Source organism: Geosporobacter subterraneus DSM 17957 (assembly GCF_900142145.1).
In the GTDB taxonomy this organism is placed as follows: domain Bacteria; phylum Bacillota; class Clostridia; order Peptostreptococcales; family Thermotaleaceae; genus Geosporobacter; species Geosporobacter subterraneus.
The window spans coordinates 1-14,220 of sequence record NZ_FQZV01000051.1; the positions used below are offsets into that span (position 1 = coordinate 1).

A 14,220-nucleotide genomic window follows, 5' to 3' on the forward strand; every position below is an offset into this window, starting at 1 on the left:
CACTGCGTGTGCTTCGCTAGGGGAACCTAGTTCCCCTTCGACGGCTGCAAGGCAGCCTGAGCACCCCTCTTACTGCGGCAGGGGATTTCATCCCCTACAACCCCTGCTTTTTTTATTGTCTTAATAATGTTATAAAACGCTTTAAGCCTTGAAATTACTTTTATTGAAGCCCCATGAATTTATACTTACTTATCCAATATAAAAACCACGCCATATTGCGTGGTTTTTATTATTTAGCAACTGCTTCTTCTTTTTGGTATACGCTTACTTGTTTCTTGTCTTTGCCTTTTCTTTCAAATTTAACAACACCTTCTACCATAGCAAATAGGGTGTCATCTCCACCTCTACCTACATTATTTCCAGGGTGAATTTTTGTTCCCCGTTGTCTTACCAGGATGCTTCCTGCATTTACTAATTGACCGTCCGCTCTTTTAACACCCAATCTCTTTGCTTCACTGTCACGGCCGTTCTTGGAGCTACCTACCCCTTTTTTACTTGCAAATAGTTGTAGATCTATATGAAATAGTAACATTCTCTACACCTCCTCATCATGAAGCTCGATATATCTTGCATACATGCCTTGTGTTCCTCTTATACCAATATGAAAGGTATTGAGTATAATACTCGCCTTTTCTCTCTTTTCTTTCGAGAGTTCATCTGGCAGCTTGCAGAACACATATCCGTCATTTACTTCATACATTATGTCAATTGCAGCGATTTCATGCAGTGCTAGAATCGTAGTCTGAGCAAGTATGGATATGCTGGCGCATACGATATCTTCTCCGCGTTCTGCAGCATCTGCATGTCCTTTTACCGAATAGCTTGTTATATTATTATCCTGATCTCTTGTAATTCTAATAATCACCATAGGATTTTACAAACCTTATCCATTGATTTGTTCGATCTTAACCTTAGTGTACGGTTGTCTGTGTCCTTGCTTCTTTCTGTAATCTTTCTTTGACTTGTACTTGAATACGATAATCTTTGGTGCTTTACCATTCTCAATTACAGTTGCAGAAACCTTAGCGCCACCTACAACAGGCGTTCCAAGAACTAATTGTCCATCTTTTGATACAGCTAGAACCTTATCAAATTCTACTGTTTCACCTTGATTTGCTTCTAATTTTTCAATAAAAAGCGTATCTCCTTCTTGAACTCTGTATTGCTTACCACCAGTTTCAATAATTGCGTACATCACTACACCTCCTCTTACCAGTCTCGCCAAATGCCAGGTACGTTTCCGTTTCAAACCCGATTTGTGCGGCTACCTACGAATATAAATAATATCACATCAACTATAAAAAGTCAACGCTTTGACGGCAATTATTCTCTTTCTATCAGCAGATTCATTTTTTCCAAGCTTCCCATTGATCGAACACGCAGTTCCTCCGGAACAACATCTTCTGTACCTCTTATGAATATCCTTATTCCAATTTGATTCTCCAGAGCTCGTATTTGCTTATCTTCAGCCTTGAGGGCATTATACACAAAAGGGTTTACCTCAACCAACATTGCTTCTGAATTTGTATGTCGTGAAACTCTCTTTGCCTCTTTTTCTAATAAATGAATCCAATTATACTCTGATAATATTCTCCCAGAGCCGTCACAATAGGGACACTTTTTTTGAAGAATAGAACTTATCCGCTGTCTAACCTTTTTTCTTGTCATCTCTAACAGTCCCAGTTGGGTTATGCCTAATACATTCGTTTTCGTTCGGTCATTGGCTAGTGCCTGCTGAAGCACATCTAGAACTTCTTTTTCTCCCTCAGGGTGATTCATATCAATAAAATCAATAATTATGATCCCGCCTATGTCCCGTAATCGCAGCTGTTTTGCTATTTCCTTTGCAGCCTCTTTATTAATCTTTAGCACAGTATCTTCCAGATCAACACTGCCTACATATTTTCCAGTGTTTACATCAATTGCAGTTAAAGCTTCTGTTTGATCTATAACAATATATCCACCGCTTTTTAACCAAACCTTTTTTGAAAGGGCATTTCTGATCATGGTTTCAATGTTATAGGTATCAAATAAATCTAACTCTCCCGTAAACAGCTCTACCCTATTTTTTAATTGTGGCGCAATCCACTCTATAAGCTCTATTACACTTTCATATTTTTCCTTACTGTTGATTACAAAACGATCAATATCATTTGTAAACATATCTCGCAAAGTTCTCTGCAACAAATCTAAATCTCTATAGATAATTTTTGGTGCAAAGCCTAGGTACTTTTCTTTCTCAATTCTCTGCCACAGCTTTATCAAGAATTTCAAGTCCTCTCTTAATTCCCTGTGTTCCTTGCCTTCAGCCGCTGTTCTTACAATTACCCCCATATTATTTGGAATGATTTCTTCCATCACTTTCTTGATTCGCTCCCGTTCGCTTTCCTCTTTAATACGACGGGAAACACCAATGTAGTTTACATAGGGCATCAAAACCAGGTATCTGCCGGGAAAAGTTAAATGGGTTGTCACCCTTGCCCCTTTTGTCCCAATAGGCTCCTTAATCACTTGTACAATAATCTCCTGCCCGTTTTTTACAACATCCTTTATGGATATTTCCCTCGAAGGTTTATTGTCTACATCGGTAAAATCGCTTGGGATGGCATCCTTAACATAAAGAAATGCATTTTTTTCTAGTCCAATATCAACAAATGCAGCCTGCATCCCAGGCAAAACATTTGTTATCCTTCCCTTGTATATGTTTCCAACCATTCGTCGATTGCTTTCCCACTCTGTGTAAACTTCTACCAAATCCCCATCTTCTAGCAAAGCAACTCTAGTCTGATTTAGACTGGCATCAACGATTATTTCTTTCATTCCACCAATCCCCCTAGGCATTCATTATGGGTTCTACGATATAGGTGTCATCATCTTTCCATTTTCTGTTGTATAAAGTTCCAATCGATGTATTCTTGATTTTTCAAGGTCTAAGGGGATTTGCGCCTGCCTTGCCAATGCTTGTATTACGACCTCAGGCTTTAAATTCCCTCTGCTTCCCGTAGCTAAAATCATTTTAAGCATTACTTCATTATTTTCATGGGAAAAAAGTTCTAGCTGATTAATATATGTTCTTATGTTTATTTCTTTCTCTTTTTCATTATTCCTCTTGCCAGGTTTCTTATGTGCTAAAATTTCCTTTTGAGATAAGAAATGGTTAATATGCTCTGTAATCAGTTTTTCCGGTACTTCCTTTTCTAACTTAACATGGACCAGATAGGATGAGTATTCTATAATTGCCATAATTGATTCAGATTTTTGTTCAAGATATTTGCACTGCAATATTCTCATTCCATCGGGCAGTTCTTGATTTACCCTCGCCTTAAAATGATCCAGATCTATAAAATCCTTTATCTCAACATCTAGGTATTCTCCCTCACTGGATACCCCTACAGATAAAGCTGTCGCAAAGGTAAGCTTAGGGTGAGGATTAAACCCTTTGGAAAAAACCAAGGGAATTTCTGCCCTTCTAAAAGCTCTTTGCATCAACCGCACGAGATCCAAATGGGAAATAAATTTCATCATGTCGGTTTTTGTATATCTAGCTCTTATTCTATACATTAGCAAACACCACCTATCAGGCCTTGATTAATTCCGCACCCGGTACAATTCAATCTGCAATCCTGTGTTAAGATACCCGCTTTAGCCTTTTCTGATTCGTTTATCAAGAACTGTTTGCGGATCCCAGTCTGAATGTGATCCCAAGGCAGTCGTTCATCATATTCTCTTGTTCTGGCTGTATAAAAATTTGGATCAATGCCGCATTCCTCGAAAGCCCTCATCCATAGATCATAGTTGAAAAAATCATTCCAACCATCAAATTTACATCCCATTTCCCAGGCTTTAATCAACGCCTGTCCTACTCTTCTGTCCCCTCTTGCGAAAACACCTTCCATATAGCTGGTTTCAGCTTGATGGTAGCTATACTTTATGTTCTTATGTCTTAGTTTGTTTTTAAGATAGTTTTGTTTTGCCTTTATATCTTCTACGGTATTCTGAGCTTCCCACTGAAAGGGCGTAAAGGCCTTTGGCACAAAGGATGAGGTACTGATCGAAACAGTCAAACCTTTGTTTCGCTTTTCCTTCGGAACTTTATAATATGTATCTATCACACGATGAGCAAGATCCGCAATGCCGTCTAGATCTTCATAGGTCTCTGTAGGCAGTCCAATCATGAAATATAGCTTAATATTACTCCAACCCATGGAAAAGGCTTTCTCTACTGTACCTAACAGATCTTCCTCCGTCACACCCTTGTTGATCACATCTCTTAACCGCTGGGTTCCTGCTTCCGGAGCAAAGGTTAATCCTGTTTTTCGTACCTTCTGAATTTCTTCCAGCAGCTCCATAGAAAATGAATCCAGCCGTAGGGATGGCAGTGATATGCCGACCTTTTCTTCGCCATGCTGTTGAATAAGATGTTTCACCAGCACTTCCAGTTCTGAATAGTCACTTGTACTAAGAGATGCTAAAGACAACTCCTCATACCCTGTACTCTTGATCAACTCATGGGCTATTGATTTTACTTTATCGATGGATCTTTCTCTGAGAGGCCGATAGATCATTCCTGCCTGACAAAATCTACATCCTCTTGTGCAGCCTCGAAAAACTTCTACCATAGCACGGTCATGAACAATATCCATGAATGGTACAATTACCCTTTCGGGATAATAGACCTCATCTAAATTCTCAATGATCCGCTTCGTAATTTCCTTTGGATATTCCTCTTGAATCGGCAGAAATTCAGTTAATTTACCGGTTTTATCATAAAGAGCCTGATAAAAGACAGGAATATATACTCCCGGAATATTTACGATTCTTTCCAGGAAGCTGCTTCGTTCTTTATTTTCTAATTTCCACTGCTTGTAAGCTTCAACAATCTCAAGAATAACTTCCTCTGCTTCACCAATTACAAATATATCTGCAATTTCTGCTAATGGCTCCGGATTATAAGCACATGGTCCGCCGGCTATAATAAAAGGATCAGCTTCCCTTCGGTCTTTACTTCTTATCGGAATTTGTCCCATATCCAGCATATTGATAATATTGGTATAACTTAATTCATATTGTAATGTAAACCCTATAAAATCTAAATCCTTTACGGCGCTATGGGTTTCAAGAGTGAAAAGCGGCAAATGCTGACTCCTCAATTGCTCTTCCATGTCTGTCCAGGGTGCAAAAATTCGTTCACAATATATATCCTCTTGCTGATTTAGTAGATTATATAGAATATGCATACCCAAATGAGACATACCAACTTCATAAATGTCAGGAAAAGCGAATCCAAATCTTACAGCAATTTTATCCAAGTTCTTTGATACGCTATTAATTTCTTTTCCTATGTACCGGGACGGTTTTTCAACTTTGTACAGTAATTCCTCTAGTACAGACTTATTCATCATTTGTCCTCCTAATCAAAAACAATCTTACTTCTATTATTTGTATCCTCCGAGTGTTAAATGCAAGAATATGAAGATTAAATGAAGCAGTATTATTTTATCACTTTATGCTTTTCTTAACAACTTATCCAGAGTAACATTTGCCCCAAACTTCAGCATACCTTCCAACATCTGATTTTCAGTAAGTGTCCCTACAATATTGCAGCGGGTATCCATCACCGTAACAATGTGATATTTCCTAGGAAGAAATTGATTCATGACTTCCTTTACAGAAGAATCCTGTACTGCAACCAAGTGTTTTGTTTTTAATATGCCCTTTGATAGCAAATATTGTTTTTTCTCTGTGATGTCCTTCATAAATACAAAGGCTGCCATACTATATTCTCTTTTGGCAGCAATATAAACAAAAAAAGCCAGGAAAGGGAGCATAATGTTCATGGGGTTATGCTTTATTGTATAAAGTCCCAAAATAGAAAGTCCAAAACAAAGAATTTTAGACATCCATAGGCTAACTTTTGTAGCCCTTTTAAAGCCAACAAAGTATGCAAGATAAGCCCTTAAAATTCTCCCTCCATCTAATGGAATAATTGGCAGCAAATTAAAAAAGCCAATTACTAAATTAGCTATGATGTAAAATGCAATCCACTCCTGCTGAATAGAAAGCATTGCAGATGCCTGATATCCAATCAATGCTAGCAGAAAGCTTGTAAAAGGCCCTGCAGCAGCGATGATAATCTCCTGCCATGGGTCTACTCCTATGCTTTCTGAAATCTTTGCTACGCCGCCAAAGGGAAATATTTCAATATACTCCACATGGTATCCAAAAAAGTAAGCCGCCAGTGTATGCCCCAACTCGTGCATAAAAACAAGTAGAAATGAAATAATCACATTCTCTACATAACCATAGAAAAAAAAGAAAAGAAACCCAATGCAAAGCAATAGGTTCAAGCGAATCTCTATATCATATAGTTTTATTAAACGCATTGAATAAACCACCTTTATCAAAGTGTTATTCTATCAAATTCTATGTATTGCGTTGGGTCAACCACATCTCCATCTACCCAAAGCTCAAAATGAAGATAATCTTCTTCTTCACGATCTGTCGCTCGTAAAACACCAATCTTCTCGCCTTTCTCTACTTTGTTGCCTCTTAGGACAGTAATCTCAGAGCAATTCCCATATAGTGAAATTACGTTGTTTGCATGTCGAATCTGAATATATTTACCCAATGCTGCACTCTCGCCGATTTCTACTATTTCCCCAGCCTCAACAGCAAGGATATTTTGAGTTTGGCTTGGTTTAATGTCAATCCCTCTTTGAAAGGTATTAATATTTAAAACCGCATCATGATATTGGCCATAATTTGAAACAATCACCCCTTGTACCGGTGGGATAAAAGAATTGTTCTTACCTGCAGATTGGTCTCCACTCATAAAAACCTCTACTGCTCTTTCCGGTAATTTTGGAATTTCCCGTGCGTAACGAACTATTTTGTTAAAAGACCCCCTAAAATCCATGTTCTCAGCCAGTGAAGTCTTAATTGTTTCCGTTGCCCGATTGGTTAATGGTGTATTAATGGTTTTTAATAGAATAGCTAATAGCACTAAAAGGATGCAAACGATTATCTGGCTTAGTAGTTTTTTATAGAAGGTTTTTCCTTTATAATGGCTTCTTGGATAACTACGAGTATAATTTGGATAAGATGATATCCTTGGTTTATTTAAATTGATTCTTCCATAGAATTTGTTCATGTTTACCCTCCCCTTGTATTATATGTTAATAATATATTTTGACGGGAAAGTAATTATTACAAAAGGACTAAAACTGCAGACAGCTTTAGTCCTTTCATTGTCGATAGCTATTTTACCCTGATCTCCATTTCTCGGATTAGGTCGTCTAATATTGCCACATTGGGATGATCTCTAAGTTGTTTTAAGCTCTGCCTTGCTTTATGGTAATATTTTTTTTCAAAGTCCCTTGTATATTCGATTCCTCCAGCCTCTTTGATTAGAACAACGAGTTCAGCAATATCGGTAAAGCTTAAGGATGTTTTATTTAATACTTCCAGTGTCTTTGTCCTAAAGGAATTATTTCTAAGGGTATATAGCAAGGGCATGGTATAGACTCCCTCTACAATGTCACTGCCTACTGGTTTACCGGTGATTTTTTCATCACCTGTCAGATCTAATAAATCATCCTTTAGTTGAAAAGCCGTTCCCATAGACATTCCATATCTTCTAAGACTTCTTATGGTTTTTGGACTGCATTCTGCCGCCTCAGCTCCTACTTGGCAGCATAAGGCAAATAACAATGCCGTTTTATATTTAATTCTTTTTAAATAGGTTACGATAGAGCCAGTACTATTATATTTAGCAGCATGCTGTTCGATTTCCCCTTCACAAATAGCCTTAATGAATCTGGATAGATGAACAACTTTTTGCCCGCCATCTATTCGAGATACCAGTAAAAAGGCCTTACTAAAAAGATAGTCTCCTGTGTAGACTGCAATATCCTTTCCGTACTTGGATTGAGCAGTCTCTATTCCTCTTCTCGTCTTTGCATTATCGATAATATCGTCATGAATCAATGTTGCAGTGTGAAATAACTCCAGTGCTGCAGCCAGTGTTGTCACTTTATCGCTTTCATATTGGCCAAATTGAGCAGATATAATTGTTAATGCCGGACGAATTCTTTTCCCACCTGCTTGAATTAAGTCCATAGAAGCATCCTGTACAATTTTTCTTCTACTTTTTACCGTATCCGCCAAGATTTCTTCTACTTTGTCCATTTCTTTTTGAATATTGGGATACTTATTCCAATAGCTCATGGTTTCACCTTCTTTGTACAAAATACTTAATTCGCTAAATAGAATGAATCATTTACAATCCTTAATTTGCCCTTCATACCAGAGGACAAATAAACACCTTTGTCTTCAGTTATGATAATACATTCTGTGCCATCAATTTTTTCAATCAATTCTAACCCTTTTTCCAGTCCTAGAACATAGGCTCCAGTAGACAATGCGTCAGCATCAATAGAGGAATCTGTAATGATTGTTGTGCTAATAACTCCATTATTTGCAGGGTAACCTGTTTTGGGATCTAGGATGTGGTGGTATCGTATATCATCTTTCATAAAGTACCTTTCATAATTTCCTGAAGATACTACGGTTTTATCGGCGATTTCCACAATGCCCATATGGGTACCGGTTGGCTCAAAAGGGTCCTGTATACCTACTTTCCAATTCGTACCATCGGTTTTATTGCCAAGGGCATATACATTTCCCCCTAAATTAATCATTGCATGTTCTATGCCGCTTTCCCTTAGTATTCTTGTAACCTCATCAGCAGCAAAACCCTTGGCAATACCTCCTAAATCGATAAGCATGCCTTCCTCGGCAAGCACAACCTTATTTCCTTCTTGAAAACGAACAGCATTATAGTTTACATGTTCTAATGCTGATTTAATTTCTTTCTGGGTAGGTACATTTTCCCGGTCCGTTCCAATTCCCCATAATTTGACCAGCGTACCAATAGTAGGATCATAAGCGCCTTTTGTCAATGCAGCATAGTATACAGCCCTATTCAATACAAAAGCAGTATCACTGCTTACTTCCACTGGCTTAAGGCCCGCATTATTATTCACAGTGCTTATCTCACTGTTTTCGATATTTACACTCATTTTCCCTTCAATTTCTTGTATTCTCTTAAAAGAAGCCTCGATCATTTCTTTTCCCTTGGCTTCATCAGAAGTCCAGACACTTAACTGTAAATAAGTTCCCAGCATATAAGTAGAATCGGTTACCAATTTTTTTTCTTTTTCACATCCTGTAAGCAGTGCTGAAAAAATAAGTATTATAATTAGATATTTTTTAAGCATCCGTTTCCTCCATCTGTTTTATTTATATTTAGAACTATAAGTCCCAATACAAAATGCATTGGGACCCTATTCAAGAATTTATTCTTGTTTCATTCCATTTTAATAATATATCCTAAATAAAAAACTGTCAAATGTTAAAAAAATAAAATTATACGAATTTATCCATAAATTTCTTAATAATTCAAAATCCGTAGATACTCTAAACTTTTCCACCTCATAGTCCCATTTTCTATTATTTTTATCATTATACTTGGATTGACATTTCTGATATAATGAAAATGTAATTTATAACTAAAATATTCATTAATATTTTTTATTACTTAAGGGGGGTTTTATGTGAAAAGAGTAATCGTTTTAGGTGCCGGATATGCAGGTGTAGAAGCAGCTCTTACTCTGCATAAAAAGCTTAAAAAGGAACCGGTTAAAATTTCGATTATCGATGTCCATGAAAGACACACTTTATTGACTGAACTTCACGAGGTAGCTGGAAACAGAGTAGATGAAGAAAGTGTTAAAGTGTATCTAAAGGATATTTTTAAATTTACCGATGTAGAGATTATCCGTGACAAAATCACATCTATTGATTTTGAAAACCAGAATCTAATGTCAGAAAAAAATCAATATGGATACGATTATTTAGTGATCGGCTGCGGTAGTGAACCTGCTTATTTTGGCATTGAGGGGATGGAGGAAAACGCATTCACCCTTTGGTCTTTAGAGGATGCAAAAAAAATCAATGAACATATTCGCACAATGTTCCAGTTAGCATCAAAAGAATCCGATTCAGAAAAACGCCAATCCTATTTAACCTTTGTTGTAGGCGGCGGCGGCTTTACCGGTATCGAAATGATAGGCGAATTAATCCAATGGGTACCGGTACTTTGTAAAGAATATAATGTATCAAGAAATGAAGTGCGCTTAATTGTAGTAGAAGCTATGGATAAAATTCTGCCTGTACTGCATCAAAGCTTAATTGAAAAAGCAATGCGATATTTAGCAAAAAACCACATTCAAGTACTGACAAATTCTCCAATTACAAAAGTATCTGGAGATGAGATTCTAATTAAAGACGGTACTTCTATTCCTACCCGAACATTAATCTGGACAGGCGGTATCAAAGTAAATCGTTTCATTGATACCCTTGGATTTCCGGCTGCCCCAAGGGGACGTGGACGTATTGAAGTAAATGAATACACTCAATCTACTAAGTATCCAAATGTATTCTTCGTAGGTGACAATTCCTATTTTGTGGAAGAGAATGGTTCTGCGCTGCCACCGTTAGTAGAATCCGCATTGCATACAGGTAAAAGTGCTGCAATGAATATTGTTAATATGATCCATGACAAGCCTTTAGAAAAATGCAAACCAAAATTACATGGTGTAATGGTATCCATCGGACGCAAGTATGCAGTAGCTGATACAATGGGTATGAGAACATCTGGAATAATGGCAATGTTTATTAAGCATATGGTAAATGTCCACTATCAGTTTGGTATAGGTGGATTTGAGCAAGTCATTCGTTATTTAAAGCACCAGTTTACTCACAAGCGCAAAGATGATAATTTAATCAAAAAACACCTTACTCATGAAACTTTCTCCTTCTGGATGGTTATTATGCGTGTTTATTTAGGTTATATGTGGCTTATGCAGGGTATGCATAAATACAGCGACGGATGGTTTTCAAAGGTTTCTATTTATGCACAACGGGTTGCTGCCGGTGCCGCTGATGTGACTGCTGCTGCTTCACAGGCCGCTGATGCCGTAGCAAGTGCTTCACAAGTAGTAGATGCTGCCACTGGAACCGTTTTACAGGGTATGAATTTGATCGGGCAGAATACACCGGACTGGTATGCTTGGATTTGCGAAACTATAATTGTTCCTAATGCATTACTGTTCCAACGGTTGATTGTTATTACTGAATTAGGCCTGGGCATTGCCTTTATAACAGGTACATTTACTTTCATTGCAGCCCTTGTATCCATCGGAATGAACATCAATTTCTTGCTTTCTACGGGCTTATGGGATTATTGGTATATCGTTACTTCTATCGCATGTCTTGGAGGCGCCGGCCGTTCCTTCGGGGTTGATCATTATCTAATGCCTTGGCTGATGAGACAATGGAGGTATTTTGTAAGAAATAAGGGAATTAAGATTAATATTTAGATTCATATAAAAAAGGTGTCACCAATTGGTGATACCTTTTTTATATGCCTGCTTCTCGCCACTGAAAATCCCCTTTTTCCATAGCACGCAATAATATTTCTGCTGTAGCGATATTGGTTGCTACAGGAATCTTATGAACATCACACAGTCTTAATAATGCCAATATATCTGGTTCATGGGGCTGAGCAGTTAGCGGATCTCTAAAAAAGAGTACCATATCGATGCTGTTATTGGCAATTTCTGCACCGATCTGTTGGTCTCCTCCCAGTGGACCAGATAAATATTTTCTGACCTCTAATCCAGTAGCTTCCTGAATCATTCTTCCGGTGGTTCCAGTTGCAATCAGATTACATTGAGATAATATGTGTTTATATGCAATTGCGAAATTTACCATTATCTCCTTTTTCTTATCATGGGCAATCAATGCAATGTTCATTCTATTTGTCTCCTCTCTAAAACTTAATTTTCATTCTCCGCATACCTACATTTAACACAATTCCTAATGCTATCATATTTGTAACAATAGAGCTTCCTCCATAGCTTAAAAATGAAAGGGTAACGCCGGTAACCGGCATGACACCCATGGTCATTCCTATATTCTCAAATATTTGAAATGCAAACATAGAAGTAATTCCCGTTACTATCAGTGCACCATAGGTATCCTTTGCCATCTTGGCGATTCTAATCATGCGGTATAAAAACATAAAGTACATGATTAGTACAAATGCGCCTCCTACAAATCCAAACTCCTCTCCTAGTACTGCGTAGATAAAATCTGTTTCCTGAACAGGCAAAAAGTTAAAATTATTCTGAGTTCCTTGATATAGGCCTTTCCCAAACAATTGACCGGAGCCTATGGCAATCTTAGATTGAATAACATGATAGTTTCCAGGCAAGGTAGGATCAGAGGGGTTTAAAAATGCATCAATTCTTATTCGCTGGTGAGGGGCCATAAATTTATAGGCTAAAGGCATCGAAATAATCCCAGCCAACAACCCCATACCGATAATTTTGTAATCCAGCTCAGCCACAAACAGCATTCCTATAATTATTATAGAAAGAACCATCGCTGTTCCCAAATCCGGCTCTTTTAATATGAGCACTAAGGGAGGTGCAGCGAATGCAGCTACAGAAATCAAACCCTTAAAAGTATTTATATTTTGCTGCTTATTTTCCAGGAATTTTGCAAAAGATAATACAAAGAGTATTTTTACAAGTTCTGACGGCTGAAAATCTACAGGACCAAGGTTTATCCAACTTCTTGCTCCTGCCTGTATTTTTCCGACCCCTGGTACATATACCAGCAAAAGCATGAGAATAGATAACCCATAAATCCAAGTATAGAACTCTCCAAAGGTGTTATAATCGAAAAAAAAAATTATAGCCACTGCAATGATTCCGAGGCAAAATGCAACGGTCTGAACCTTCACCTGTCTCGTCAAACCCTCCTGCATTACATGGGTTGCACTGCTAATAATCACTAAGCTGATCATAAATAATATCAGTACAATCATGATTAGGCCACTATCAATATTTTTTATCAATTTACGATCAATCATATCTCTTCTCATCCTTTCAGTTTCGGTACAATTATATCATAAGGACCTGAATTGTCTCAATTGAATTTATTTATACTCTCTTAGAAAATAAAAAACCGACAATGTCGGTTTTTACCTCGTTTTCATTTTTTTGATTGGAATATTTGCTATCAAAGCAGGTACCATAGCCTCGTCAACTGTTCGCTTTGTCTTAGTAATTTTAATATCTGTACCTTCTTCGTCAATTTCCATATAATCAGAGATTACTTTTAACAAATCTCCTTTAATCATTTCAAGGAAATCTGAGGAGCAGTTTGTCCGGTCATGGACTAAAACTAATTTTAATCTTTCTTTTGCCACGTTCTTACTCGAAGTATCTTCTCTACTGAATAATTTAAAAAAATCCATTGTTACAACGCTCCTTTCAAACCTATTTGCCTACGCCAAATAGCTTTCTAAGTTTAGACATAAAAGTTTCTTCTCCTTCTAGCTGTAGAAAAGGTACTTCTTCACCCATAATTCTTTTTGTAATATTTCTATATGCTCGACCTGCCATTGATTTATCCTCTATAACAGCAGGCTCTCCTCTATTGGTGGAAATAACAATAGACTCATCATCGGGCACTACCCCTAAGAGGTCAATCGCCAGGATATCAATCATATCCTCAATATTCATCATATCCCCTTTTTTAACCATTTCAATACGAATACGGTTAATGATTAATTGGGGATTTCTTAGTTCTGCTGCCTCTAATAACCCAATGATTCTGTCCGCATCTCGAACCGCTGAAATCTCTGGTGTCGTAACAACAATCGCACGATCTGCTCCTGCAATAGCGTTTTTAAAGCCCTGTTCAATACCTGCGGGGCAGTCTATGATTACATAATCAAAGGATTCTCTTAACTCATTGCATAATTCCTGCATTTGCTGTGGATTTACTGCGTTTTTATCTTTTGTTTGTGCTGCTGGGAGAAGATAAAGGCTCTCGAACCGTTTATCCTTTATAAGAGCTTGTCTCAATCTGCATACCCCTTCAACAACATCCACGATATCATACACAATTCTATTTTCTAACCCCATAACAACATCTAAATTTCTTAACCCGATATCTGCATCTACAACCACTACTTTTTTTCCATTTAAGGCTAATCCGGTACCGATATTGGCAGTAGTTGTTGTTTTGCCTACTCCGCCTTTTCCGGAAGTTATGACAATTACTTCACCCATTTTCATTCCCTCC

Annotated in this window: 15 protein-coding genes; 1 reads left to right on the forward strand and 14 read right to left on the reverse strand. The window is 37.5% G+C overall.

The window, feature by feature from the left end; genetic code table 11:
• Nucleotides 1-229 precede the first annotated feature (229 nt).
• The 10 genes from rpmA to BUB56_RS15450 form a co-directional block, all read right to left on the reverse strand.
• The gene (gene rpmA / locus BUB56_RS15405) at nt 230-532 is read right to left on the reverse strand and encodes a 50S ribosomal protein L27 (protein WP_110942175.1); all 303 of its coding nucleotides are present in this window, start codon (nt 530-532) and stop codon (nt 230-232) included.
• 3 nt (nt 533-535) lie between these two features.
• Nucleotides 536-868, reverse strand: a complete 333-nt coding sequence (locus tag BUB56_RS15410) for a ribosomal-processing cysteine protease Prp (protein WP_110942176.1) — start codon at nt 866-868, stop codon at nt 536-538.
• 15 nt (nt 869-883) lie between these two features.
• The gene (rplU, locus tag BUB56_RS15415; protein WP_110942177.1) at nt 884-1,195 is read right to left on the reverse strand and encodes a 50S ribosomal protein L21; all 312 of its coding nucleotides are present in this window, start codon (nt 1,193-1,195) and stop codon (nt 884-886) included.
• A gap of 128 nt (nt 1,196-1,323) precedes the next feature.
• The gene (locus tag BUB56_RS15420; RefSeq protein WP_110942178.1) at nt 1,324-2,820 is read right to left on the reverse strand and encodes an Rne/Rng family ribonuclease; all 1,497 of its coding nucleotides are present in this window, start codon (nt 2,818-2,820) and stop codon (nt 1,324-1,326) included.
• Nucleotides 2,821-2,853: 33 nt separating this feature from the next.
• The gene (locus BUB56_RS15425; protein ID WP_110942179.1) at nt 2,854-3,561 is read right to left on the reverse strand and encodes a TIGR03936 family radical SAM-associated protein; all 708 of its coding nucleotides are present in this window, start codon (nt 3,559-3,561) and stop codon (nt 2,854-2,856) included.
• Nucleotides 3,561-5,399: a TIGR03960 family B12-binding radical SAM protein gene (locus BUB56_RS15430; RefSeq protein ID WP_110942180.1), complete on the reverse strand. Its 1,839-nt coding sequence runs from the start codon at nt 5,397-5,399 to the stop codon at nt 3,561-3,563. The genes BUB56_RS15425 and BUB56_RS15430 overlap by 1 nt, the downstream gene beginning before the upstream one ends.
• A gap of 105 nt (nt 5,400-5,504) precedes the next feature.
• On the reverse strand, nt 5,505-6,383 hold the full coding sequence (locus BUB56_RS15435; protein WP_110942181.1) for a M50 family metallopeptidase: 879 nt from the start codon (nt 6,381-6,383) through the stop codon (nt 5,505-5,507).
• Between the two features lie 17 nt (nt 6,384-6,400).
• The gene (locus BUB56_RS15440) at nt 6,401-7,150 is read right to left on the reverse strand and encodes a M23 family metallopeptidase (protein WP_110942182.1); all 750 of its coding nucleotides are present in this window, start codon (nt 7,148-7,150) and stop codon (nt 6,401-6,403) included.
• Between the two features lie 107 nt (nt 7,151-7,257).
• Entirely contained in the window at nt 7,258-8,226 is a 969-nt protein-coding gene (locus BUB56_RS15445) for a polyprenyl synthetase family protein (protein ID WP_110942183.1), read from the reverse strand.
• A gap of 26 nt (nt 8,227-8,252) precedes the next feature.
• Nucleotides 8,253-9,278: an FAD:protein FMN transferase gene (locus BUB56_RS15450; RefSeq protein ID WP_110942184.1), complete on the reverse strand. Its 1,026-nt coding sequence runs from the start codon at nt 9,276-9,278 to the stop codon at nt 8,253-8,255.
• Between the two features lie 336 nt (nt 9,279-9,614).
• On the opposite strand from BUB56_RS15450, the gene BUB56_RS15455 reads away from it, so the two are divergent.
• Complete coding sequence (locus tag BUB56_RS15455) at nt 9,615-11,441, forward strand: NAD(P)/FAD-dependent oxidoreductase (RefSeq protein WP_110942185.1); 1,827 nt, start codon at nt 9,615-9,617, stop codon at nt 11,439-11,441.
• A 40-nt stretch (nt 11,442-11,481) separates the two neighbouring features.
• Here BUB56_RS15455 and mgsA read toward each other — a convergent pair whose 3' ends face one another.
• The 4 genes from mgsA to minD all read right to left on the reverse strand — a co-directional run bounded on the left by mgsA (nt 11,482) and on the right by minD (nt 14,207).
• Nucleotides 11,482-11,877, reverse strand: a complete 396-nt coding sequence (gene mgsA, locus BUB56_RS15460) for a methylglyoxal synthase (RefSeq protein ID WP_110942186.1) — start codon at nt 11,875-11,877, stop codon at nt 11,482-11,484.
• A gap of 16 nt (nt 11,878-11,893) precedes the next feature.
• Nucleotides 11,894-13,000 carry a rod shape-determining protein RodA gene (rodA, locus tag BUB56_RS15465; RefSeq protein WP_242946401.1) on the reverse strand — a complete coding sequence of 369 codons (1,107 nt, stop codon included), beginning with the start codon at nt 12,998-13,000 and terminating at the stop codon, nt 11,894-11,896.
• A gap of 111 nt (nt 13,001-13,111) precedes the next feature.
• Nucleotides 13,112-13,387 (reverse strand): cell division topological specificity factor MinE, encoded by a 276-nt coding sequence (gene minE / locus BUB56_RS15470; protein ID WP_110942188.1) that lies wholly within the window; start codon nt 13,385-13,387, stop codon nt 13,112-13,114.
• Nucleotides 13,388-13,409: 22 nt separating this feature from the next.
• A complete protein-coding gene (gene minD / locus BUB56_RS15475; protein ID WP_110942189.1) occupies nt 13,410-14,207 on the reverse strand; it encodes a septum site-determining protein MinD in 798 nt (265 codons plus the stop codon).
• Between the last annotated feature and the right edge of the window lie 13 nt (nt 14,208-14,220).

Excerpts from the sequence above, each read along its gene's own strand:
- rpmA (WP_110942175.1), bottom strand. The coding sequence starts at position 532 with ATGTTACTATTTCATATAGATCTACAACTATTTGCAAGTAAAAAAGGG.
- BUB56_RS15410 (WP_110942176.1), bottom strand. The coding sequence starts at position 868 with ATGGTGATTATTAGAATTACAAGAGATCAGGATAATAATATAACAAGC.
- rplU (WP_110942177.1), bottom strand. The coding sequence starts at position 1,195 with ATGTACGCAATTATTGAAACTGGTGGTAAGCAATACAGAGTTCAAGAA.
- BUB56_RS15420 (WP_110942178.1), bottom strand. The coding sequence starts at position 2,820 with ATGAAAGAAATAATCGTTGATGCCAGTCTAAATCAGACTAGAGTTGCT.
- BUB56_RS15425 (WP_110942179.1), bottom strand. The coding sequence starts at position 3,561 with ATGTATAGAATAAGAGCTAGATATACAAAAACCGACATGATGAAATTT.
- BUB56_RS15430 (WP_110942180.1), bottom strand. The coding sequence starts at position 5,399 with ATGAATAAGTCTGTACTAGAGGAATTACTGTACAAAGTTGAAAAACCG.
- BUB56_RS15435 (WP_110942181.1), bottom strand. The coding sequence starts at position 6,383 with ATGCGTTTAATAAAACTATATGATATAGAGATTCGCTTGAACCTATTG.
- BUB56_RS15440 (WP_110942182.1), bottom strand. The coding sequence starts at position 7,150 with ATGAACAAATTCTATGGAAGAATCAATTTAAATAAACCAAGGATATCA.
- BUB56_RS15445 (WP_110942183.1), bottom strand. The coding sequence starts at position 8,226 with ATGAGCTATTGGAATAAGTATCCCAATATTCAAAAAGAAATGGACAAA.
- BUB56_RS15450 (WP_110942184.1), bottom strand. The coding sequence starts at position 9,278 with ATGCTTAAAAAATATCTAATTATAATACTTATTTTTTCAGCACTGCTT.
- mgsA (WP_110942186.1), bottom strand. The coding sequence starts at position 11,877 with ATGAACATTGCATTGATTGCCCATGATAAGAAAAAGGAGATAATGGTA.
- rodA (WP_242946401.1), bottom strand. The coding sequence starts at position 13,000 with ATGATTGATCGTAAATTGATAAAAAATATTGATAGTGGCCTAATCATG.
- minE (WP_110942188.1), bottom strand. The coding sequence starts at position 13,387 with ATGGATTTTTTTAAATTATTCAGTAGAGAAGATACTTCGAGTAAGAAC.
- minD (WP_110942189.1), bottom strand. The coding sequence starts at position 14,207 with ATGGGTGAAGTAATTGTCATAACTTCCGGAAAAGGCGGAGTAGGCAAA.